Origin of the sequence: Pseudomonas sp. StFLB209 (assembly GCF_000829415.1) — a bacterium.
Classification (GTDB): domain Bacteria; phylum Pseudomonadota; class Gammaproteobacteria; order Pseudomonadales; family Pseudomonadaceae; genus Aquipseudomonas.
Genome location: NZ_AP014637.1, coordinates 1,190,001 through 1,210,577, shown reverse-complemented (window position 1 = coordinate 1,210,577; position 20,577 = coordinate 1,190,001). Strand labels below are relative to the sequence as shown.

General features: G+C 61.6%; 21 protein-coding genes. 10 read left to right on the top strand and 11 right to left on the bottom strand.

Annotation, left to right across the window (positions count from 1 at the left end; all coding sequences use genetic code 11):
* Window positions 1–7 precede the first annotated feature (7 nt).
* The 3 genes from PSCI_RS28170 to PSCI_RS05560 all read right to left on the bottom strand — a co-directional run bounded on the left by PSCI_RS28170 (window position 8) and on the right by PSCI_RS05560 (window position 2,948).
* Window positions 8–439 carry a hypothetical protein gene (locus tag PSCI_RS28170; protein ID WP_052483356.1) on the bottom strand — a complete coding sequence of 144 codons (432 nt, stop codon included), beginning with the start codon at window positions 437–439 and terminating at the stop codon, window positions 8–10.
* 253 nt (window positions 440–692) lie between these two features.
* Window positions 693–1,547, bottom strand: coding sequence for a MaoC family dehydratase (locus PSCI_RS05565; protein ID WP_045483867.1), 855 nt, complete (start codon window positions 1,545–1,547; stop codon window positions 693–695).
* 45 nt (window positions 1,548–1,592) lie between these two features.
* Window positions 1,593–2,948 (bottom strand): 3-oxoacyl-ACP reductase, encoded by a 1,356-nt coding sequence (locus PSCI_RS05560; protein ID WP_045483864.1) that lies wholly within the window; start codon window positions 2,946–2,948, stop codon window positions 1,593–1,595.
* 140 nt (window positions 2,949–3,088) lie between these two features.
* Here PSCI_RS05560 and PSCI_RS05555 point away from each other — a divergent pair, with 140 nt between their 5' ends.
* The 5 genes from PSCI_RS05555 to PSCI_RS05535 all read left to right on the top strand — a co-directional run bounded on the left by PSCI_RS05555 (window position 3,089) and on the right by PSCI_RS05535 (window position 8,116).
* Window positions 3,089–4,366: an acetyl-CoA C-acetyltransferase gene (locus PSCI_RS05555; protein ID WP_045483862.1), complete on the top strand. Its 1,278-nt coding sequence runs from the start codon at window positions 3,089–3,091 to the stop codon at window positions 4,364–4,366.
* 100 nt (window positions 4,367–4,466) lie between these two features.
* Window positions 4,467–4,745 (top strand): hypothetical protein, encoded by a 279-nt coding sequence (locus PSCI_RS05550; RefSeq protein WP_045483859.1) that lies wholly within the window; start codon window positions 4,467–4,469, stop codon window positions 4,743–4,745.
* A 22-nt stretch (window positions 4,746–4,767) separates the two neighbouring features.
* Window positions 4,768–6,183 (top strand): DUF726 domain-containing protein, encoded by a 1,416-nt coding sequence (locus PSCI_RS05545; protein ID WP_045483856.1) that lies wholly within the window; start codon window positions 4,768–4,770, stop codon window positions 6,181–6,183.
* A 73-nt stretch (window positions 6,184–6,256) separates the two neighbouring features.
* A complete protein-coding gene (locus PSCI_RS05540; protein ID WP_045483853.1) occupies window positions 6,257–7,063 on the top strand; it encodes an AraC family transcriptional regulator in 807 nt (268 codons plus the stop codon).
* Window positions 7,064–7,219: 156 nt separating this feature from the next.
* Window positions 7,220–8,116 carry a PA4780 family RIO1-like protein kinase gene (locus tag PSCI_RS05535; protein WP_045483851.1) on the top strand — a complete coding sequence of 299 codons (897 nt, stop codon included), beginning with the start codon at window positions 7,220–7,222 and terminating at the stop codon, window positions 8,114–8,116.
* Window positions 8,117–8,122: 6 nt separating this feature from the next.
* Here the strand turns inward: PSCI_RS05535 and cueR are convergent, their stop codons facing one another.
* The 3 genes from cueR to PSCI_RS05520 all read right to left on the bottom strand — a co-directional run bounded on the left by cueR (window position 8,123) and on the right by PSCI_RS05520 (window position 11,165).
* Window positions 8,123–8,533, bottom strand: coding sequence for a Cu(I)-responsive transcriptional regulator (gene cueR, locus PSCI_RS05530; RefSeq protein WP_045483848.1), 411 nt, complete (start codon window positions 8,531–8,533; stop codon window positions 8,123–8,125).
* On the bottom strand, window positions 8,530–10,719 hold the full coding sequence (locus PSCI_RS05525) for a heavy metal translocating P-type ATPase (protein ID WP_045483845.1): 2,190 nt from the start codon (window positions 10,717–10,719) through the stop codon (window positions 8,530–8,532). The genes cueR and PSCI_RS05525 overlap by 4 nt, the downstream gene beginning before the upstream one ends.
* Window positions 10,720–10,787: 68 nt before the next feature.
* Window positions 10,788–11,165: a hypothetical protein gene (locus tag PSCI_RS05520; protein WP_045483841.1), complete on the bottom strand. Its 378-nt coding sequence runs from the start codon at window positions 11,163–11,165 to the stop codon at window positions 10,788–10,790.
* A gap of 145 nt (window positions 11,166–11,310) precedes the next feature.
* On the opposite strand from PSCI_RS05520, the gene PSCI_RS05515 reads away from it, so the two are divergent.
* Both PSCI_RS05515 and PSCI_RS05510 read left to right on the top strand, forming a co-directional pair.
* Window positions 11,311–11,508 (top strand): heavy-metal-associated domain-containing protein, encoded by a 198-nt coding sequence (locus tag PSCI_RS05515; protein WP_045483838.1) that lies wholly within the window; start codon window positions 11,311–11,313, stop codon window positions 11,506–11,508.
* A gap of 76 nt (window positions 11,509–11,584) precedes the next feature.
* Entirely contained in the window at window positions 11,585–12,763 is a 1,179-nt protein-coding gene (locus PSCI_RS05510) for a multidrug effflux MFS transporter (protein ID WP_045483835.1), read from the top strand.
* On the opposite strand, the gene PSCI_RS05505 is transcribed toward PSCI_RS05510, so the two are convergent.
* Window positions 12,760–13,770 carry a zinc-binding alcohol dehydrogenase family protein gene (locus tag PSCI_RS05505; RefSeq protein ID WP_045483832.1) on the bottom strand — a complete coding sequence of 337 codons (1,011 nt, stop codon included), beginning with the start codon at window positions 13,768–13,770 and terminating at the stop codon, window positions 12,760–12,762. The genes PSCI_RS05510 and PSCI_RS05505 overlap by 4 nt on opposite strands.
* Before the next feature lie 113 nt (window positions 13,771–13,883).
* Between PSCI_RS05505 and PSCI_RS05500 the strand changes: the two genes are divergently transcribed.
* Together PSCI_RS05500 and PSCI_RS05495 are read left to right on the top strand one after the other, a co-directional pair.
* Window positions 13,884–14,795: a LysR family transcriptional regulator gene (locus PSCI_RS05500; protein ID WP_045483828.1), complete on the top strand. Its 912-nt coding sequence runs from the start codon at window positions 13,884–13,886 to the stop codon at window positions 14,793–14,795.
* Window positions 14,796–15,022: 227 nt separating this feature from the next.
* A complete protein-coding gene (locus tag PSCI_RS05495; protein WP_045483825.1) occupies window positions 15,023–15,715 on the top strand; it encodes an ArsR/SmtB family transcription factor in 693 nt (230 codons plus the stop codon).
* Between the two features lie 6 nt (window positions 15,716–15,721).
* On the opposite strand, the gene PSCI_RS05490 is transcribed toward PSCI_RS05495, so the two are convergent.
* The gene (locus tag PSCI_RS05490; protein ID WP_045483822.1) at window positions 15,722–16,675 is read right to left on the bottom strand and encodes an adenosine deaminase; all 954 of its coding nucleotides are present in this window, start codon (window positions 16,673–16,675) and stop codon (window positions 15,722–15,724) included.
* 165 nt (window positions 16,676–16,840) lie between these two features.
* On the opposite strand from PSCI_RS05490, the gene PSCI_RS05485 reads away from it, so the two are divergent.
* Window positions 16,841–17,932: a calcium:proton antiporter gene (locus PSCI_RS05485; RefSeq protein WP_045483819.1), complete on the top strand. Its 1,092-nt coding sequence runs from the start codon at window positions 16,841–16,843 to the stop codon at window positions 17,930–17,932.
* Between the two features lie 40 nt (window positions 17,933–17,972).
* On the opposite strand, the gene PSCI_RS05480 is transcribed toward PSCI_RS05485, so the two are convergent.
* From PSCI_RS05480 to PSCI_RS05470, 3 genes are all read right to left on the bottom strand, one after another.
* On the bottom strand, window positions 17,973–18,659 hold the full coding sequence (locus tag PSCI_RS05480) for an SDR family oxidoreductase (protein WP_045483816.1): 687 nt from the start codon (window positions 18,657–18,659) through the stop codon (window positions 17,973–17,975).
* A 418-nt stretch (window positions 18,660–19,077) separates the two neighbouring features.
* Entirely contained in the window at window positions 19,078–19,671 is a 594-nt protein-coding gene (locus PSCI_RS05475) for an IMPACT family protein (protein WP_045483814.1), read from the bottom strand.
* A gap of 33 nt (window positions 19,672–19,704) precedes the next feature.
* Window positions 19,705–20,367 (bottom strand): TetR/AcrR family transcriptional regulator, encoded by a 663-nt coding sequence (locus PSCI_RS05470; protein ID WP_045483811.1) that lies wholly within the window; start codon window positions 20,365–20,367, stop codon window positions 19,705–19,707.
* Window positions 20,368–20,577: the final 210 nt, after the last annotated feature.

Sequence of the window (20,577 nt, the reverse complement as noted above, 5' to 3'; positions counted from 1 at the left end):
TGCCTGGTTACACCAGCACAAATTCTGGCTCTGGTTCCTGACCGGCTTGCGGCTCGCTGCCGGCGCCGCTGGCCAACAGACCAGACACTTCCAGCAGCAGCCTGACCCGACCCACCAGGTCGTGATTGGCCATGGCCTGCAACTCGCACAGCAATGCCTCGTTCAGTGCGGGCAGCTCGGCCTTGTAGAACGCTTTGTAGGCTTTCTTCAGCACGCTTTCGACATCGGCGGGCAGGGTTTTGGTGAACTGTCGGGCAACCTTGCGGCCATCGGCTTCAAACGTATGCAGTTCGGTATAGCCTTCCTGGTTGCCATTGCTCTTCTGGCAGCGAATGCAAGAACACGCACCCTGTGCGAACGCCTCAAGCAAGAACGCATTGAAGGCCACGACCGGCTTCAGGGCCAGCCGCTTGTCATCGTCAAACAGATCCAATTTCATCCCTCCGGGCAATCGAGCTTATCGGGGCGCCACGATACAGCAAGCCCGGACAAGCGTCACAAACCGCCCGCCCAATCCCACCTCAATGCTGATTTGAAGTGCAGTAGGAGCGAGCTTGCTCGCGAAAGGGCCGGTAAAGGCACAGCAGATGTAGTGTTTTTACTGGCCTCTTCGCGAGCAACCGGAGCGCCGGCCGGCTCTTCCCACCAGGGGCATGCAGTGCTTAAGTACAGCATTGCGGCTAAAGCCGGTCCTACAGCGGTTGCCAACTGCCGGTCATATGCTTGATCCCGCCTTCGAGCCCATCCACCTGCAATTGGCCATGCGACCCGGCCGCGCTGGCTGACAGGATCACCGCCCCCGGCAAGCGCAGCGGTTTGTGAAACTGCACCGCAATTTCAACATTCGCGTCAGGCAAATGATCATCCAGGGAAGCCAGTGCCCGGGCCTTGAGCCACATCCCGTGCGCAATCGCCTTGGGAAAACCGAACAGCCTGGCACTGGGCGCGCTCAGGTGAATCGGGTTGTAGTCCCCGGACACCCTGGCGTACTGGCGCCCTATGGATGACGGGGTTTCCCAGCGGGCTACCTCGCTCAGCGGTTCATGCGAAACCTCGACGTCGTCGTTAAGCACGCCATCGACCTTGGCGTCTTTGCACAGAAAAGTGCTTTCTTCTGCCCACAGCAGCCCCAACCCGTCATCGATCTGGGTAAACAGACTGAAAGTCGCGCCCTTGGCATGCGGCTGCAGGTTGCCGGCATGAATGCTCACGTACACCTTGCCGACCCCGCCAAGTGGCCGGTGAACACTGATCCGGTTGCGCAGATGCACCAACCCCATCAACGGGAAGGGAAAGTCTTCGCTGGTCATCAATTGCATTTGCAAAGGGAACGCCAGCACATGCAGGTAGGTAGGCGGTAACAGGCGGCTGTCGGCGAATCCGCAGACTGTGCGATAGGCCGCAAGCTTCTCGGCATCGACGCTTACCCAACTGCGCAGGCCCAGGTCCGGCAACCGGGTGCCGCTGACCTTGCGGCGCAAGGCCGCCTGGAAAAACAGGCTTGGCAGGGGTGGCAGGTTATCCAGGTAACGCCAGTGTGCAGTCATCTTGTTTCTCCTTGTATCGGCAGCCATGTTGCTACCTGACGGATTTCAAGCGCCGATCACGCTCTGCCCGCACACGCGCAAGACCTGGCCGCTGACTGCGCCGCTGCCTGATTGGCTCAGCCAGGCCACCGCCTCGGCCACGTCTTGTGGCAGGCCCCCCTGACCCAGCGAGTTCATGCGCCGGCCGGCTTCGCGCAGAGCGAAGGGCATTTTCTCGGTCATGTGCGTTTCGATGAATCCCGGTGCCACGGCGTTGATGCTGATGCCCCGATCCTTGAGTATCGGCGCCATGGCTCTGGCGTAGCCGATCAGGCCGGCCTTGCTGGCGGTGTAGTTGGTTTGGCCGCGATTACCGGCCAGGCCGCTGATCGAGGCCATCAGCACGATGCGCGCGTTGCTGCGCAGGGTGCCGTTATCGAGCAAGGCCTGGGTCAGCCGCTGCGGCGCCTGCAGGTTGATATCGAGCACCGCATCCCACAGGTCGGGGGTCATGTTGGCCAGGGTTTTATCGCGGGTAATACCGGCGTTATGCACGAGAATATCCAGCCCTTCGGGCAGCCGCTCGCGCAGTTGCTCGGCCGCATCCTGAGCACTGATGTCCAGTGCCAGCGCCTGGCCGCCAAGCCGGGCCGCCAGCGCTTCAAGCTCGGCACGGGCTTGCGGCACATCGAGCAGTAGCACCTGCGCACCATCGCGGGCCAGGGTTTCGGCGATCGACGCGCCGATACCGCGGGCGCTGCCGGTCACCAGTGCGCGGCGTCCGGCCAGCGGACGGCTCCAGTCCTGGACCTGATCGCCATTAAGTTCCAGTTGCAGCACCTGGCCGCTAATGAATGCGCTCTTGGGGGAAAGAAAAAACCGCAGCGCGCCTTCGAGCTGAGCTTCGGCGCCGGTTGCAATCTGCAGCAACTGCACGGTGCTGCCGTCACGCATTTCCTTGCCCAACGAGCGGCTGAAGCCCTCGACGGCCTGCTGGGTGCTGGCCGCCAGCGGATCGTCGAGGCTGGCTGGCGCATGGCCGAGAATCACGATCCGCGCGCAACGCTCCAGCTCGCGCAGCACCGGCTTGAAGAAGTCGCGCAGTTGCACCAGTTGCTCGGCACGATGCAGCCCGCTGGCATCGAACACTACCGCCTTCAGGCGCGGGCTTTGCCCTGCGACCCACTGAGGCGCATCGGGGACGTCATTGCCCAGACTGTACTGAGCGTCAGTCAGCCGCGGGGCAAACTGGCGAACCTGATCGGCCAAGGGACCGCTGCTGATCAGCAGGTTACCTTCGATAGGGCGCAGGCGGCCTGCCTGCCAGCGTTCCAGGCGTGTCGGTGTGGGCAGGCCCACGGCTTTCACCAGGCGACGACCCATGTCGGAATTGGCGAAATCGATGTAGCGATCGGACGGCATGGAACACTCTCCTTGAGTCTGGGTTCAAAGCAGTGGACCACAGCCATGCGACATTTGTTCTTCTATGCGCTGTACTGCTCATCTTGTGTAACAACTTGCCCGCAGGCTCTTCTGAACCCTGAAAAAAACGGAGTTTTTCCATGAATCAGCCACGTCGTGTCGCCATCGTCGGCGGCAACCGTATCCCCTTCGCCCGCTCCAGCGGCGCCTATGCGACGGCCAGTAATCAGGAAATGCTCACCGCCGCGCTGGAAGGCCTGGTTGAACGCTTCAATCTGCATGGCTTGCGGCTGGGCGAAGTGGTTGCCGGGGCGGTGCTCAAGCACTCGCGGGATTTCAACCTGACCCGTGAATGCGTACTCGGCTCGCGGCTGTCGGCGCAGACTCCGGCCTACGACATCCAGCAGGCTTGCGGCACTGGCCTGGAGGCCGCGCTGCTGGTGGCCAACAAGATTGCCTTGGGGCAGATCGAGTGCGGCATTGCCGGCGGCGTCGACACCACCTCGGATGCACCGATCGGCGTCAGCGAAGGGCTGCGCAATATTCTGCTCAAAGCCAACCGGGCCAAGTCCACGGCCGACAAACTCAAGACCCTGCTGCAACTGCGCCCGCAGCACCTCAAGCCGGAGCTGCCACGCAACGGCGAGCCGCGCACCGGGTTGTCGATGGGTCAACACTGCGAGCTGATGGCGCAGACCTGGGGTATTGATCGGCAAAGTCAGGATCAACTGGCGTTCGATAGCCACATGAAAATGGCAGCGGCCTATGCCGAGGGCTGGCACGACGACTTGCTGACGCCGTACCGCGGCCTTAACCGCGACAATAACCTGCGCGATGACCTGACCCTGGACAAACTCGCCAGCCTCAAGCCGGCTTTTGAGCGCAGTGCCAAGGGCACCCTGACAGCGGGTAATTCCACACCGCTGACCGATGGTGCGTCGCTGGTGCTGTTGGCCAGTGAAGCGTGGGCCGCAGAGCGCGGCTTGCCGGTGCTGGCGTATTTACGTGATGGCGAGGCGGCTGCGGTGGATTTCGTGCGTGGTGCCGAGGGGCTGCTGATGGCCCCGGTGTACGCCGTGCCGCGGCTGTTGGCGCGCAATGGCCTGAGCCTGCAGGACTTTGATTACTATGAAATCCACGAGGCGTTTGCCGCACAGGTGTTGTGTACCCTCAAGGCCTGGCAAGACCCTGAATACTGCCGCACCCGGCTGGGGCTGGCGGCGCCTTTGGGCAGCATTGACCTGAGTCGGCTGAACGTCAAAGGCAGTTCGCTGGCGGCCGGTCATCCGTTTGCCGCCACCGGTGCGCGGATCGTCGCCAATCTGGCCAAGTTGCTGGACGTGGCCGGCCAGGGCCGCGGGTTGATCTCGATTTGTGCGGCAGGTGGCCAAGGGGTAACCGCGATTCTGGAGCGCTGATTCCGGACGGGACGGCCGGCGCGTGGTAAAGCTGTTCAAGCGTGGGCATAATCGGCCCGCGCAGCCTGCGTTTGTTTTCGGCTAACCCTTCAGGTAGAGCATGGGACTGATCATCGCGGTACTGGTATTTCTGACCCTGGTAGGGGTTGCCTTATACCTGTTCGACAAGGGGGCCAGGACGCGTTGGCTGCAGCCGCATATCGGCCTGTTGCTGATTGGCTTGCTGATCGCCGGTATGGGCTGGCTGATGGGCTTGCTGTCGGCCGACATCGAAGCCTGGTTCATGCTGGTGGCCAAGGCGGTGATTGCCCTGGCCGGGGTCATGCTTTGTTTGCGGCTTATCAAGCGTATTGCCAAGCGGTTTATCTTCCGCGATTGAACGCGAGCCGAGACTTCATCCGGTGGACACTCACTTCAAGTTTCTGACCCTGCCCAACGCCACCGGCGATGTTGCGAATATCTTTGTCCATGGCTATTCGGCCGGTCACGACCTGGATGACCGGCGCATGCTGGCGGCCAGCATCCCCGCCGAGTTGCGCCAGAGCATCAACGTTCTGGCGTTCTGGCCGTCCAGTCATTTCATGCAGATGGATAACCGCTCCCGTGGTTTGCTGATGGCGGCCGCGCGTTTGCACCCGTTGGCCGGTGCTGCCGCGTTGGCAGGTGATCGGGCCATGCATTTTGCGCGCATTCGCAGCCGTGCCGAGAACATGGGCAAGGTCCTGCTGCGGCAACTGGGCAGTTATCTGGCGCAGCATCACCCGCAGGTCAAACGCATTAACCTGATCGGCCATTCGCTGGGCGGTCGGCTGTTGATCAGCATGCTCAGGCACCTGGACGCTGCTAACGAACCTGACTTGACCATCGGTGATGTGCTGTTGATGGGCGCGGCGGTGCGGGTCGAAGCAGAGGAAGCTGCGCAGTTGCGCCCGCGCATCGCCGGGCGGCTGATCAATGCCTGGTCCAGTGAAGACCCGGTGCTGCTGCTCAACCTCGGCGAGCGCAGCCTGGGCCGAATGCCGGTGGAGCACTTTGACAATGTGCGCATGACCGGTTATCGACACAACCATTACTGGAAGCGTCTTGGCGACGTGTTGGCGGCCACGCAGTTCAGTGGTTTCGACGGGCCACTGGTGGATACAGCGTTGTTGCCGGTTGCCGACCTCGATCCGGTGTTGCAGGACGCCTACTTGCTTGACGTGGTGCGACGCTCGCCAGCCTACCTGCTGGATGAGGCCATCAAGCATCTGCGCAGCAGCCGCTGGACACGCCTGCAGGCGCATGAGCCGGACCGGGCTTACGCCTTCGCCCGTGAGTTCCAGTTGGTGGGCGGGCACTTTCTGCTCAATGCCGCACGCCGTCACGGGGTTTCCTACACCCGGGTACTGAGCATGCTGGCCCGCCAGTATGACCTGGGAAATGCCTTGCATCACTGCGCCACCGTCGTCGAGGTCGAGGCGTTGCTGCTCAGGACGTTCTTCGCCCACGCATTCGTCGATGATCATCCGCTGGCCCAGGCGCCGTTGAGCAGTATTAGAAGCATGCCCTGGGATGCCTATGCCCGGCACATCGATGAACTGGCCGAGCGACTGACACTGGCCGCTTCATTCAAAACCGTTTCGCCGTCCACCGCCCCGCCGGTCAGCGGCGTGGCCGGGTCTGTCAGAGGCGTGCTGGGGGCAATCAGGAACGCGCCGCTGCAACGCCTGATGACGCGCTTTGGTACGGCGCTGCGACCAGGCTATTCAGCGCTGATTCCCACCGTGGCGATTGTGTTCTATGCCCGGATTACGCTGGATGATGAAGGATTGATGTAAGCCCTTTTGTACAGTGTCGGGCTGACAGGCTACTCTGTGAAGCCATTACCGACTTGAGCTATAAGAGCCGAGAATGCTGAACAACGGACAGGCCAGCGCGCCATCTGCTGCCGGCCAGCGCAGTATTCCTGACCTGGTGGATTTGCCGCGTCCGCTCTATGCCAGAGCCGAAAGTCTTTGGGCCGGGTCCTGGACGCCGCCGCACAGCCATGACTGGGTGCAGTTTTCCTATGCCATCAGTGGGGTGCTGGGTGTGCATACCCCTGAGGGCAGCTTTTTCGCGCCGCCGCAGTGGGCGGTGTGGATTCCGGCCGGGCTTGAGCATCAAGTGGTGACCTCCACTGAAGCTGAAATGCGCAGCCTGTATGTGCGTAGCCGTGATTGCCAATGGGCACCGCCGCGCTGCCGGGTACTGGAGGTCACGGCCTTGACCCGCGAGCTGATCAAGCATTTTTGTCAGTTGCCATCCACCTACCCGGAACACGACAGCGCCGAGGCGCGTCTGGTGCACGTGCTGCTCGATCAACTGGCGGTCTTGCCTGAGGTCGGCTTCAGCCTGCCACTGCCGCGTCATGCGCGGCTGTTGGCGTTGTGCAACGAGTTGATCCGCGACCCCGGTCTGCCTGTGACTCTGCACGAGTGGGCCGCACGGCTGGGCACATCCGAGAAAACCCTGATGCGTTTGTTTCAGCGTGAAACCGGCCTGAGCTTTCGTGGCTGGCGCCAGCGAGCGCGCTTGCTGGCCTCGCTGAACGCACTGCAAGACGGTAGCCGGGTGACGGACACCGCGTTGCAGTGCGGTTATGACTCGACTTCCGCGTTTATCGCAGCCTTCAGGAATCTGTTTGGTTTTACACCGGGAGAGTTGTTCAAGCAGTGATGAACGGCTGTGAAAACTGTGACTCCAACCCCGATTGGTAAACATTTGTATGCACCTGCTGTGTAGATCAGCAAGCGGCCCCTCTACTCGCTGGTAGCGGATTGCCGTATAACGACGACTTACGCGTATCTGGCAAAGGACCCCCACTCAAAGCCGATGAAAACTCCTAAACGCATTGAACCCCTGATCGAAGACGGTCTGGTCGACGAGGTGCTGCGTCCGCTGATGAGCGGGAAAGAGGCAGCTGTGTATGTGGTGCGCTGTGGCAAGCAATTGCGCTGTGCGAAGGTTTACAAGGAGGCGAACAAGCGCAGTTTTCGTCAGGCGGCGGAATACCAGGAAGGGCGTAAGGTTCGTAACAGCCGCCAGGCGCGAGCCATGGCCAAGGGCTCGAAGTTCGGTCGCAAGGAAGCCGAGGATGCCTGGCAGAACGCCGAGGTCGCAGCACTGTTCCGCCTGGCCAGTGCCGGGGTGCGGGTACCCAAGCCCTATGACTTTCTCGATGGCGTGCTGTTGATGGAAATGATCAGCGATGGTGACGGCGATGCGGCGCCACGCCTGAACGATGTCGAGCTGGAGCCGGAGCAGGCCCGTGAGTATCACGCCTACCTGATCCGCCAGATCGTGCTGATGCTGTGTGCCGGGCTGGTGCATGGCGATTTGTCGGAGTTCAACGTGCTGCTCGACCCGGACGGCCCGGTGATCATCGATCTGCCCCAGGCGGTGGATGCGGCGGGCAACAATCATGCATTCAGCATGCTTGAGCGCGATGTCGGCAACATGGCCGCCTACTTCGGACGTTTTGCCCCAGAGCTCAGAGAGACCCGCTACGCCAAGGAAATGTGGGCCCATTATCAAGCCGGCACCCTGAGCCCGGATACGCCGCTGACCGGCCAATTCCAGGACTCGACCCGCGAAGCCGATGTGCGTGGGGTGATGCGCGAGATCGAAGCGGCCAAACGCGACGAGGCCCGCCGTCAGGCAGCCCTGGCGGCTGCCGATGCGCCAAACGGGCGGCAGGACGAAGAGCCGACACCGCCGTGGATGCAATAAACCGGTCTATGAGCGTCGGGTACAACAGGCACCCGATTCCAGGCTTTTGAGGATCGGGCAGTCAGGGCGTTGGTCGCCCTGGCAGTGTTCGATCAGCTCGCTCAGGGTGTCGCGCAGGCTGGCCATTTCCTCGATCTTGCGTTGCAGATCATCCACGTGCCGCTGGGCCAGGGCCTTGACGTCGGCGCTGGCGCGCTGGCGATCCTGCCAGAGGGTCAGCAGCTTGCCGACTTCCTCCAGCGAGAAACCCAGGTCCCTTGAGCGTTTGATGAACGCCAGGGTATGCAGGTCCTTGTCCTGATAATGCCGATAACCGCTGTCACTGCGCGGTGCCGGCTGCAGCAGGCCGGTGGCTTCGTAATAGCGGATCATCTTGGCGCTCAGCCCGCTGCGGCTGGCTGCCTGACCGATGTTCATGGTTGCTCCACCGGGTCTTTGGGTTTCCAGGTTTTCAGTAGCAAGGCGTTGCTCACCACGCTGACACTCGACAGCGCCATGGCCGCGCCGGCCAGCACCGGATTGAGGTAGCCCAGAGCGGCCAAGGGAATGCCGATCAGGTTGTAGACGAAGGCCCAGAACAGGTTTTGGCGGATCTTGGCGTAGGTCTTGCGGCTGATCTCCAGCGCTGCCGGCACTAGCCGTGGATCGCCGCGCATCAGGGTAATACCGGCGGCCTGCATGGCCACATCGGTGCCGCCGCCCATGGCAATGCCGACATCCGCGGCCGCCAGCGCCGGGGCGTCGTTGAGGCCGTCGCCGACCATGGCGACGACCTTGTTGCGCTTGAGGTTGTCGACGATAGCGGCTTTGTCGGCCGGCAGAATCTGTGCGTGCACATCGAAGATGCCCAGCTCGCGCGCGACCATCTGCGCACTGCCCTGGTTGTCGCCGGTCAGCAGGTGGCTGGCGATGCCGCGTTGGTTCAGTTGCTGCACGGCTTGCCGGGCACCGGGCTTGAGGGTATCGCCAAAGGCAAACAGGCCAATCACGCCGGGCTGCGGAGCCAGCTCGATCAGCCAGGAGATGGTCCGTCCTTCGGCTTCCCAGGCTTGTGCTGACTCGGCCAGCTCGCCCGGCAGCAGCTCGTTCTCGTCCAGCAGGCGACGATTGCCCAGCGCCAACTGGCGGCCGTTCACGGTGGCGGCAATACCGCGCCCGGCCAGGGCGTGGCTGTGCTCCGGGAGTTCCAGTTGCAGTTGCCACTGTTCGCAGACTTCCAGCACCGCCTTGGCCAACGGGTGTTCGCTGCCGCGTTGCAGGGTGCCGGCCCATTGCAGGAGTTGCTCTTCGTTGACCCTCGCGGCGCTCATGTTGGTGATGCGCGGGCTACCAAGGGTCAGGGTGCCGGTCTTGTCGAACACCACCACATCGACTTCATGGGCACGCTCCAGCGCTTCGGCGTCCTTGATCAAAATGCCATGCCGGGCTGCCACGCCGGTGCCGGCCATGATCGCTGTCGGAGTGGCCAGGCCCAGTGCGCAAGGGCAGGCAATGACCAGAACTGCCACAGCGTTGAGTAACGCGACTTCCAGCGGCGCACCGTAGAGCAGCCAGGCACCCAAGGTGATCAGGGCGATCAGTAGTACCACCGGGACGAACACCTGGCTGACCTTATCCACCAGACGCTGAATCGGTGCCTTGCCAGCCTGGGCGTCTTCGACCAGACGAATGATCCGCGCCAGCACCGACTCGGCGCCCAACGCCGTGGCCCGTACCAGCAGGCGGCCTTCACCATTGATGGCGCCGCCGACCACTTGATCGCCGGGGTGCTTGGGCACCGGCAGGCTTTCACCGCTGATCAGCGCTTCGTCGGCATGGCTCTGGCCCTCGATGACTTGGCCATCCACCGGGAAGCGTTCACCAGGGCGCACCAGCACCCTGTCGTCGACGCGCAGGGCGCTGATGGCAACTTCCCGTTCCTGGCCGTCGATGACCTGCCAGGCACGTTCCGGACGCAGCGCTTCCAGCGCGCGCAAGGCGCTGGCAGTCTGGCGCTTGGCGCGGCTTTCCAGATGTTTGCCGAGCAGCACCAGGGCAATGACCATGGCCGAGGCTTCGAAGTACAGATGCGGTGCGTGATCCGGGGCGGCCATGACCCAGACGTAGACGCTCAGGCCGTAGCCGGCACTGGTGCCCAGTGCAACCAGCAGGTCCATATTGCCGCTGCCGGCGCGCAACGCCTTCCAGGCCGCGACATAAAAGCGTGCGCCGAAAATGAACTGCACCGGTGTGGCCAGCGCGAACTGCGCCCAGGCTGGCAGCATTGCGTGAATACCCAACGGCGTCAGCAGCATGGGCAGTACCAGCGGCAGCGCCAGCAGCAGCGCGGCGAGCACCCACCAGCGCTCGCGATGCCCGTGTTGCGCACGCTCCTGGCTGGACGGCGGGCTCAGGCTTGCGCTGTAACCGGCACGGCTGACGGCCTCGATGAGGGTTTGCGGATCAGTATCGTGCTGTGCCTGGACATACGCGTGTTCGTTGGCCAGGTTGACGGTGACTTGGTCGACACCCGGCACTTTGGCCAGTGCACGCTCGACCCGACCGGCGCAGTTGGCGCAGGTCATGCCGCTGATCGGCAGGTCGAAAGCGATGGGCTCTTGCATTGTGTTCACTCCTTGAAGGCTCAATGCCTGCAAGGATCAACCTTGACCCATGGACAAGGTCAAGGCAATCAATAATTCAGGTCGGCCTGCTTGAGATACAGACCGCTGATATTGGCCGCAATGCGGTACTTGAGGATGTCGCCGCTGCGCACATTCACCCGCGTGACCTGCTGAGCTTCCATGCCGGGCGCGCAGCCGACCACATTGCCGGGCAGGCGGGTCAGGCGGATATCCACCGGGCCAGGCGGCAGGTTGAACGACACCGACTGTTCCTGGAACACCCGGCCGGCCAGTTGGTCCTGGATATACACGCCGATTTCACAGGAGCTGCCAACTTCCAGGCGCTCGCGGGAAATGATCAGGATGCCGTAGTCCTCGGCCTGAACGGCGGGGGCTGCTGCGAAAAGACCGAGGATGGCGCAGAGGCTCAGTGCTGACCAGCGCATCGCTGATACTCCTGTGATAGACGACGATGAACAAGCTTGGCCCAGAGCCGGGACGAATACCAGCCCGGCAGATGCACGAGAAACTTGACTTTGCCATGATGGCAAGGTTGACGATTGGCCCATTCCACTTAAGGAGGTTAATGGCATGCAAGTCTTCAATGTTCAAGGTATGACCTGTGGTCACTGCGTAAAGGCGGTGATCAACGCCATTCAGGGCGAAGATCCGGCAGCCCGGGTCGAGGTCGATCTGCCTGCCGGCCAGGCCCGCGTCGACAGTGCACTGAGTGCTCAACGCATTGTTGAACTGATCGCCGAGGAAGGTTATCAGGCCCAGGCCCGGTAATATTTCTCTGCGTCGAGAGGTCAATGTCCGACAAGCCGGGTAGACTAGCGAATACTTAGCTTGCTTACGGATTTCCATGAACCTGCGAATCATCCTGATCCTCGGCGCGTTGTCGGCGTTTGGCCCGCTGGCGATCGATTTCTACCTGCCGGGCTTCCCGGCGATGGCCCTGGCATTCGGCACTGACGAACAACATGTGCAGTTGACCCTGGCCGCGTACTTCTTTGGCTTGTCTATCGGCCAATTGGTCTACGGTCCGGCGGCTGACCGCTTTGGCCGACGCAAGCCACTGTTGGTCGGTGTGGTGCTGTTCAGCCTGGCGTCGCTGGTCTGTGCCTTGGCGCCGACCCTTGAATGGCTGATCGCGGCGCGCTTTGTTCAGGCGCTGGGCGGCTGCGCCGGGATGGTTGTGGCGCGGGCGATTGTCAGTGACCGTTGTGACGCGATAGGCGCTGCCAAGGTGTTCTCGCAACTGATGCTGGTCATGGGCCTGGCACCGATCCTGGCGCCGATGCTCGGTGGGGTGATGGTCAACGCCTACGGCTGGCAATCGATCTTCCTGGCCCTGACCCTGTTCAGTGCTGCCTGTCTGGTGGCCGTGGCGGTGGGGTTGCCGGAGAGCATGCGCGCCGATCAGCCGCGTGCGCCGCTGTCGGGGGCGCTGGGGCAGTATTTCAATCTGCTCAAGGACCGGGTGTTCATCGGTTACGCGCTGAGTGGCGGGATTGCCATGGCCGGGATGTTCTCCTATATCGCCGGCTCGCCGTTCGTCTTCATCAAGCTCTACGGTGTGCCCGCCGAGCACTACGGCTGGCTGTTCGGCACGAATGCGGCGGGGTTCATTCTGGTCGCGCAGGTCAACGCGCGGGTGCTGCGCCGGTTCGGCCCGGCCTGGATGCTGGCGCGGATGATCTGGGTCTATCTGGCAGCAGCACTGACGGTGCTGGGCATCAGCCTGCTGCGCACCGAGCAACTCTGGCCGTTGCTGGTGCCGCTGTTTGTCTGCCTGGCCAGCCTGGGCTGCATCATTCCCAATGCATCAGCCTGTGCCATGGACGGCCAAGGCCGTCGCGCAGGTAGCGCTTCGGCCTTGCTCGGCTGTATGCAGTTCACCGTGGCGGCAGGTGCCGCCAGCCTGGTGGGCGTGCTGCACGATGGCACTGCCACGCCGATGGCGCTGGTGATCAGCCTGTGCGGGGCACTGGCGGTGAGCATGTCGGTGCTGACCCGGCGCTGGGTGGCCCAGCGCGGTTAAAAGCCTTCCAGCACGATCTTGCCCTTGGCCTTGCCGCTTTCCAGCAGGGCTTGGGCGCGCCGCAGGTTTTCGGCGTTGATGGCGCCGAAGTGTTCGCCGAAGGTGGTCTTCAGGGTGCCGAGGTCGATCAGTTGCGCAACGCGCTCCAGCAGTTTGTGCTGCTCAAGCATGTCGTCGGTCTGGAACATCGAGCGGGTGTACATGAACTCCCAGTGCAGCGACAGGCTCTTGCGCTTGAGCTTCTTGATATCCAGGTTATCCGGGTCGTCGATCAGCGCCAGCTTGCCTTGCGGCTTGAGGGCCTCGACCAGTTGATCCAGATGTTGCTCGGTGTTGGTCAGGCTGGCGACATAGGTGACGTGCTCGATGCCGATACGGCGCAGTTCTTCGCTCAGCGGCTGGCTGTGATCGATCACTTCGTGGGCACCGAGCTCGCGTACCCAGGCCGCAGTTTCCGGGCGTGAGGCGGTGCCAATCACCTTGAGCGAGGTCAGTTGGCGGGCCAGCTGGACCAGAATCGAACCGACACCACCGGCGGCGCCGACAATCAACAGGCTTTGGCCCTCGCCCTGGCCTTCGGCAATCTGCAGGCGCTCGAACAGCAACTCCCAGGCAGTGATTGCGGTCAGCGGCAATGCGGCAGCGTGGGCGAAGCTCAGCGATGAGGGCGCGTGGCCGACGATTCGCTCATCCACGACATGCAGTTCGGCATTACCGCCGGAGCGGGTCAGGTCGCCGGCATAGAACACCTTGTCGCCCGGCTGGAACAGGGTCACGTCACTGCCCACCGCCTTGACCACGCCTACTACGTCCCAGCCCAGCACTTTGGCGGCGCCATCCTGGGGCTGTACATTGCGGCGGATCTTGGTATCCACCGGGTTGACCGAAATGGCTTTGACTTCCACCAGCAGGTCACGCGGGCCAGCGACCGGCGCTGGCAGTTCGATGTCTTGCAGCGCCTGGCTGTCAGTGATGGGCAAGGATTGGTAGTAGGCAATGGCTTTCATGGGCACTTCCTGAGTGGTGAACGGGATGGGCAGATGATTGACTATTTGCAGGCCAGATAAAACCGGCTAAAACGGTAGGCTCTTTCAATATTTTTTTGAAAATAAGGCCCGCTATGCTGCGCTTTGATGATCTGCAATTGTTCGTTCGTGCCGCAGAGCTGGGCAGCCTGTCGGCGGCGGCGCGGGTCATGGACATGTCAGCGGCGGTGGCCAGTGCGGCACTCAAACGTATTGAGCAGCAATTGGGAGCACGCCTGCTGGCCCGTTCGACGCGCAGCCTGCGGCTGACGGCTGAAGGTGAAGGTTTTCTGCAATATGCCCGCGCGGCGCTGGCCAGCCTGGAGGAGGGGCAGCGCCTGCTGAGCGGGCGTGAAGATCAGTGCAGCGGAGTACTGCAGTTGTCAGCACCCTCGGATTTCGGCCGCAACCTGCTGCTGCCCTGGCTGGACGATTTCCAGCGCCAGCACCCGAACCTGAGTGTGCGCCTGTTGCTGGGGGACCGTATTGCCGACCTGTTTCGTCAGCCGGTGGATGTGGCCCTGCGTTATGGCGAACCTGAGGATTCAAGCCTGGTGGCGCTGCCGGTGGCGGTCGATAACCGCCGGGTGCTCTGTGCCTCGCCGGCTTATCTGGTGCGCCATGGCGAACCGCAGCAGGTCGAGCAACTGGCGCAGCACAACTGCCTGTTGTACATGCTCGGTGAGCGGGTTCACGACCATTGGCGTTTTCATGATGGTAAACGCCAGGTCAGCCTGACGGTGCGTGGTGACCGCTTCAGCGATGACGCCGATGTGGTGCGCCGTTGGGCCGTTGCCGGCGCCGGCGTGGCGTACAAGTCCTGGCTGGACGTGGCCGGCGATGTGCAGGCCGGTCGCCTCAAGGTGCTGATGCCGGAACTGCTCGGTGAGCCGACGCCGCTGAATTTGCTCTGCACCCACCGGGCACAACTCAACCGGCCCGTGCATCTGTTACTGGAGATGCTGCGTCAGCGCTGTGCCGAGCTTGGAGAAAAAACCTACAGATAATTCGGAAAGTGACAGGCGTTAATAATGCTATCTGCCGTGGAGTGCCAATATGGGGCGAGTGCTCCTGAGGGCTGGCAGGCACCTCGTCGATGATGGCCGTTTTCCCGTGTCGGGGCTTCGCAGGCCATGCCTATAATCCCGGCCGGGGAGGGATCGCGTTGTACTTCATGCCATGGAGGGTCGTGTGGCAGCGCGATGGAAAATGTATCGACAGGGAGTTAACACACATGGAACACGTACCTAGCATCAGTCAGATGGCGGCCTTGCTGGCCGATCCCAAACGCAGTGCCATGCTCTGGGCGCTGCTCGATGGCGCCGCCCGGCCAGCCGATGAGCTGGCCTTGCAGGCCGGGCTGTCCACCGCATCGGCGGGTGCACACCTGGCCAGGCTGGCGGCGGGCGGGATGCTCAAGCAGGAAACCCGCGGGCGTAAGCGTTTTTTTCGGCTGGCAGCGCCGCAGATCGGTGTGGCCGTGCAGGCCCTGGCCAGTGCGTCACTGATCAGCGCCGAACAGGTCAGCCGCAGCCAGGCGCTACCTGTGCCGGTGCCACCAGTGCGTCGGGCACGGGTGTGTTGCGATCATCTGGGGGGTGAACTGGCGGCCGAGTTGTACCAGCGGTTGTTGGGCGATGGCTGGATCGAGCAGCAAGAGCAGCGTGTCGAGGTCACCAGCAAAGGCATGGCCAAGTTTGCCGAACGCGGTATCTACATTCCGGCCCTGGCTCAGCGTGAACGCGAAACCGTCTGTGCCTGCCCCGACCGCCACGAGCACAGCCCGCATCTGGGCGGCGCGCTGGGCGCGGGTCTGCTGCAGTTGTTTATCCAGATGGGCTGGTTACGCGCCACCGAAGAGTCCAACACCTTGCAAGTGTCGTCCAACGGTCAGCGCGAAATCAGCAGGATCGCCTCTGCCGCCTGACCAGCGTCAGGCTTTGACCAGTCGGGCGTCGAGGCTGTTCTGGGCCAGGCGCCGGGCCTGGTCCTCAGTCATGCCCAGATGGGTGTACAGGGCGTGGAAGTTTTCCGTCACGTAACCACCGAAGTAGGCCGGGTCGTCCGAGTTGACCGTGACTTTCACGCCGCGCTCGAGCATGTCGAGTATGTTGTGCTGGCTCATGTCGTCGAACACACACAGCTTGGTGTTGGACAGCGGGCAGACGGTCAGCGGGATCTGCTCGTCAATAATGCGCTGCATCAGCCGCTCGTCTTCAATGGCCCGGACGCCGTGGTCGATGCGCTGGATCTTCAGCAGGTCGAGGGCTTCCCAGATGTACTCGGGCGGACCTTCCTCGCCGGCGTGGGCGACGGTCAGGAAGCCTTCACCCCGGGCGCGATCGAAGACCCGCTGGAATTTGCTCGGTGGGTGACCCATTTCCGAACTGTCCAGGCCCACCGCGACGAAGGCATCGCGGTACGGCAGGGCCTGGTCGAGGGTTTTCTGTGCTTCGTCTTCGCTAAGATGGCGCAGGAAGCTGAGGATCAGGCCACTGTCGACGCCCAATTGCTGGCGGCCATCCTGGAGCGCCTGGGTAATGCCGTTGAGCACCACTTCAAACGCAATGCCCCGATCAGTGTGGGTCTGCGGGTCGAAGAACGGCTCGGTGTGGATAACATTCTGCGCCTTGCAGCGTTGCAGGTAGGCCCAGGTCAGGTCGTAGAAATCCTGCTCGGTGCGCAGCACATCCGCACCTTGATAATAGAGGTCGAGAAACTCTTGCAGGTTGTTGAAGGCATAAGCCTTGCGCAGGGTGTCTACATCATTCCACGGCAGGACGATGCGGTTGCGTTCGGCCAGGGCGAAGAGCAGTTCTGGCTCCAGAGAGCCCTCCAGGTGCAGGTGCAATTCTGCTTTGGGCAGGGCGTTCAGCCAGTCGTACATGGTCTGTTCTCATCAGGTGCAATGGCCCGGCATTTTACAACCGGTAAGACGGCGGCGGGGCAGAAAGCTAGCTTTGAGGACGGTTATGTCGATATCTTGAAACCTTTTGACACATCCACGGCTCTGAGACGGCAATCAACTGGTATTACTCGAAGGGACACGCACATGGGCTCTGTACTCAAGCAGGAAAAGTTTCTGCTGCTGGCGATCATCGCGACGCTTGGCGCTTACTCGCTTGAGCACTGGCTGTTGGGTAATGGCAAGACCGTGGCGCTGGTGGCCGGTCTGGCGCTGGTGGGGTTTATCGTCTGCGCGTCGCTGCGGGTGGCGCATCATGCCGAAGTCCTGGCCGAGAAGGTCGGTGATCCTTACGGCACCATGATTCTGACCTTGTCAGCGGTGCTGGTGGAGGTAGTGATCCTGGCGATCATGATGAGCAATGAACCCTCGCCAACCCTGGTGCGCGACACGATTTACGCGGCGGTGATGCTCGATATCAACGGCATTCTCGGTCTTGCGGCCCTGATGGGCGGGCTCAAGCACGGCGAGCAGGCCTACAACGACAGTTCGGCGCGTACCTACAGTGTGATGATTCTGACGGCCATGGGCGTGTCGATGGTCGTGCCGGAGTTCATCCCGCAGGGTGACTGGAAGCTTTATTCAATGTTCACCATCGGCGCGATGGTGGTGCTCTACGCGTTGTTTCTGCGCATGCAGGTCGGCCCGCACAGTTACTTTTTCAGCTACAGCTACCCGGAAAAGAAGCACCGCCAGGACGCCGCCCAGCACGCAGGCGGCGCCAGCAATCTGAGCATGTCTATCGCCATTCTGGTGCTGGGCGTTGTTGTGATTGGCGCATTGGCCGAGGTCATGGCCCAGACCCTGGATCTGGGGCTGGAGGGCAGCGGCGCACCGCCGGTGATGACCGCAATCCTGGTCGCGGCAATCTCGGCCTCTCCGGAAATTCTCACCGCTTTGCGTGCGGCGCTGGCCAACCGGATGCAGGCGGTGGTCAACATTGCGCTGGGCGCGTCGTTATCCACAGTGATTCTCACCGTACCGGTCATGGAAGCGATGGCGCTGTACAACGACCAGCCGTTTCAGATGGCCATGACACCGGTGCAGACAGTCATGGTATTCATCACTTTGCTGGTCTGTGCGATCAATCTCAATGACGGGCAGACCAACGCCATCGAGGGCATGACGCACTTCGTGCTGTTTGCCACGTTTATCATGCTTTCATGCCTTGGATTGTGAGGAGAATGCCTGTGGATAACACAGGCACTTGCTCGGCGGGTCACCAGGCGATGGTTTCGCCCTTGTAGTTGATAAAGTGGTGACCGCCCTTGCCGGCATAGTCGGTCAGTTGCTTGACCAGGCCAGTGGTGCTGGTCAGCACGTCGATCTCGGCGTTTTCGCCACCCATGTCGGTCTTGACCCAGCCCGGATGCAGTGACAGCACAGTCGGGCGAGGCTCTGGCAGTTTGCCAACGAAGGTATTGGTCATGGAGTTGAGCGCGGCCTTGCTGGCTTTGTACAGGCCCAGCGTGTCGCCGTCCGGGCAGGCAACGCTGCCCAGCACTGAACTCATGAAGGCCACTACGCCGGTATCGGGGCGAATCTGTTCGATCAGGTATTCGGCCAGGCGGATCGGCGCCACCGCATTGGTCATGAACAGTTGGCCCAGCTCTGCGGCAGTGGACTGCGCAGCGCTCTGGTGCGCGGCGCCGAGCACGCCGGCATTGACGAACAGCACATCGAACACTTCGCCCTTGAGCTTTTGCAGCAAGACCTCTACCGAAGCGTTTTCATCAATGTCCAGTGTCTCGATGCGGACATCGGGGATGGCTCTGAGTGCGTCGGCCTTGAACGGATCGCGTACGGTGGCGGTGACTTTCCAGTTCTGTTCTGTCAGGCGCTGGACAAGACCCAGGCCCAGGCCGCGAGATGCGCCAATGATCAGCGCCGTTTTTTCAGCGGGCATGGAAAACTCCTTGTTGTGGATAGCGATGGCATCAGGTCTCGCAGCCTACTCCAGGCTCTGGCCTGTGGATACCTTGTTTCAGATCCTCTGATTGGCCGAGAGTGCATTCAAATTCTGGTCAAAAAACGAGCGATTGTTCGCGGCCCCGGCGCGACATGCCATAGCGTCAGGCGTGCACCTGTTATCCACAGGCTGCTCCACAGTTAATGTGCGAAACCTGCTGAGGTGGGGATAACTGCTTGGGCTGATAGCTTTGAAAAACGCTTAAGTGCTTGTTTGTCTGCCATTTTTAGTAAATACCAGGGGTTTGAACAAAAAACGACCAATACTCTGCAGGTCTTGTCCGGTAAGGCTCTTGGGGTAATGTGCTCAGCTTATCCACAATCAGGCCCACAGCAGATGTGGGCAAGTATGTCGCTCAGTCTGCGTTCGATGAGTGCAGTAAAATCCGCCCGCGGCTCAGATCGGCCAGTTGTCGGCGCAGGGTTTCCAGTTGCTCCGGGCTGACGGCAATGTCCAGCTGTACCCCGTTGGCGGTAAAGCTTTCTTCTTCTATAAGGGCATCGGCCTCGCTGAGGCGTAACTTGACCAGGGCCAGCTCACTGAAACTGCACGCCAGGCTGAACGCTTCGCGGTTGATCAGCAGCACTCGTTCAGCCTGCTGCAGGCATTTATTCGCGCCGCCGCCATAAGCGCGGGCGAGGCCGCCGGTGCCCAACTGGATACCGCCGTACCAGCGAATCACCAGAACGACCACTTGATCAAAGTCTTGCGCTTCAATGGCGGCGAGGATGGGCCGGCCTGCCGTGCCACCCGGTTCGCCGTCATCATTGCTGCGGTACTGGCTACCCAGTTTCCAGGCCCAGCAGTTGTGGGTGGCGTTCAGGTCGCTGTGCTGCTCAATGAAGGCCTGCGCTTGGGCGGGGCTTGAGACGGGGCCGGCGAAGGTGATGAAGCGGCTTTTACGGATTTCTTCGCGGAACTCGCAAAAGCCGGCAAGGGTAGAGGGCATGCGCTGCATCCGTCTGATTGCGGGATGCGCATTTTACAAGGCCGGCGGCACTAACCCACAACCTTTGAGGATGATGCGGATCAGATTTTCGGTGGCCAGGTCCATGTCCTGGCGGCTCAGCCGGCTGCGCCCGGTAACACGACAGATCTGGCTGGCGAAGTCAGCGTAATGCTGGGTGCTGCCCCACAGCAGGAAAATCAGGTTAACCGGGTCGACGGGGTCCATCTTGCCGGCATCGATCCAGGCCTGGAACACGGCAACCCGTCCCTGGAACCAGAGGCAGTAGTCCTTATTGAAATGCTCACTCAGGCATTCGCCGCCACTGATGATCTCCATGGCGAAGATGCGCGACGCCTGTGGATAGCGCCTGGAGAACTCCATTTTGGTCCGTATATAAGAAGCGAGTGCCTCGGCGGGGTCATCCTCGGCGCTCAGGTGACTGAAGGTTTCGTCCCATTGCCCGATGATGTTGCTCAGGACCGCGATGTACAGGCCCAGCTTGTTGCTGAAGTAGTAATGCAGATTCGCCTTGGGCAAACCAGCATTCAGCGCGATGGTGTTCATACTGGTGCCCTTGAAACCATGCCGGGCAAATTCGTCTTCGGCCGCTCTGAGGATGAGCTGCTGGTTTCGCTGCCGGATACGACTGGCAGGCTTGCTTGGCGATGAGCTGTGCGCAGGGACTTCAAGAGGCATGTGGCAATTCCGCAGGGCTGTCGTTCAAGGGTGCAGAGATAACGTACCTGTAAGGTTCCTACAAGCTTAATTGGTAATTTTGTCTGACAATCTTGCGGTGTGGTGTCGTCTTCTCGTGCCCCGTGGCATAGACTCCTTATCTCTCTCTATATATAAGGTGCGGATGACGGGAGGCTATCGGCAGCCGTTTTACGGGCTTGGCTGGTTAAT

Excerpts from the sequence above, each read along its gene's own strand:
- PSCI_RS05560 (WP_045483864.1), bottom strand. The coding sequence starts at position 2,948 with ATGCCGTCCGATCGCTACATCGATTTCGCCAATTCCGACATGGGTCGT.
- PSCI_RS05505 (WP_045483832.1), bottom strand. The coding sequence starts at position 13,770 with ATGAAAGCCATTGCCTACTACCAATCCTTGCCCATCACTGACAGCCAG.
- PSCI_RS05500 (WP_045483828.1), top strand. The coding sequence starts at position 13,884 with ATGCTGCGCTTTGATGATCTGCAATTGTTCGTTCGTGCCGCAGAGCTG.
- PSCI_RS05490 (WP_045483822.1), bottom strand. The coding sequence starts at position 16,675 with ATGTACGACTGGCTGAACGCCCTGCCCAAAGCAGAATTGCACCTGCAC.
- PSCI_RS05535 (WP_045483851.1), top strand. The coding sequence starts at position 7,220 with ATGAAAACTCCTAAACGCATTGAACCCCTGATCGAAGACGGTCTGGTC.
- PSCI_RS05520 (WP_045483841.1), bottom strand. The coding sequence starts at position 11,165 with ATGCGCTGGTCAGCACTGAGCCTCTGCGCCATCCTCGGTCTTTTCGCA.
- PSCI_RS05470 (WP_045483811.1), bottom strand. The coding sequence starts at position 20,367 with ATGCCTCTTGAAGTCCCTGCGCACAGCTCATCGCCAAGCAAGCCTGCC.
- PSCI_RS05480 (WP_045483816.1), bottom strand. The coding sequence starts at position 18,659 with ATGCCCGCTGAAAAAACGGCGCTGATCATTGGCGCATCTCGCGGCCTG.
- PSCI_RS05510 (WP_045483835.1), top strand. The coding sequence starts at position 11,585 with ATGAACCTGCGAATCATCCTGATCCTCGGCGCGTTGTCGGCGTTTGGC.
- PSCI_RS05550 (WP_045483859.1), top strand. The coding sequence starts at position 4,467 with ATGGGACTGATCATCGCGGTACTGGTATTTCTGACCCTGGTAGGGGTT.
- PSCI_RS28170 (WP_052483356.1), bottom strand. The coding sequence starts at position 439 with ATGAAATTGGATCTGTTTGACGATGACAAGCGGCTGGCCCTGAAGCCG.
- PSCI_RS05495 (WP_045483825.1), top strand. The coding sequence starts at position 15,023 with ATGGAACACGTACCTAGCATCAGTCAGATGGCGGCCTTGCTGGCCGAT.
- PSCI_RS05525 (WP_045483845.1), bottom strand. The coding sequence starts at position 10,719 with ATGCAAGAGCCCATCGCTTTCGACCTGCCGATCAGCGGCATGACCTGC.
- PSCI_RS05485 (WP_045483819.1), top strand. The coding sequence starts at position 16,841 with ATGGGCTCTGTACTCAAGCAGGAAAAGTTTCTGCTGCTGGCGATCATC.
- PSCI_RS05515 (WP_045483838.1), top strand. The coding sequence starts at position 11,311 with ATGCAAGTCTTCAATGTTCAAGGTATGACCTGTGGTCACTGCGTAAAG.
- PSCI_RS05540 (WP_045483853.1), top strand. The coding sequence starts at position 6,257 with ATGCTGAACAACGGACAGGCCAGCGCGCCATCTGCTGCCGGCCAGCGC.
- PSCI_RS05475 (WP_045483814.1), bottom strand. The coding sequence starts at position 19,671 with ATGCCCTCTACCCTTGCCGGCTTTTGCGAGTTCCGCGAAGAAATCCGT.
- PSCI_RS05565 (WP_045483867.1), bottom strand. The coding sequence starts at position 1,547 with ATGACTGCACACTGGCGTTACCTGGATAACCTGCCACCCCTGCCAAGC.
- cueR (WP_045483848.1), bottom strand. The coding sequence starts at position 8,533 with ATGAACATCGGTCAGGCAGCCAGCCGCAGCGGGCTGAGCGCCAAGATG.
- PSCI_RS05555 (WP_045483862.1), top strand. The coding sequence starts at position 3,089 with ATGAATCAGCCACGTCGTGTCGCCATCGTCGGCGGCAACCGTATCCCC.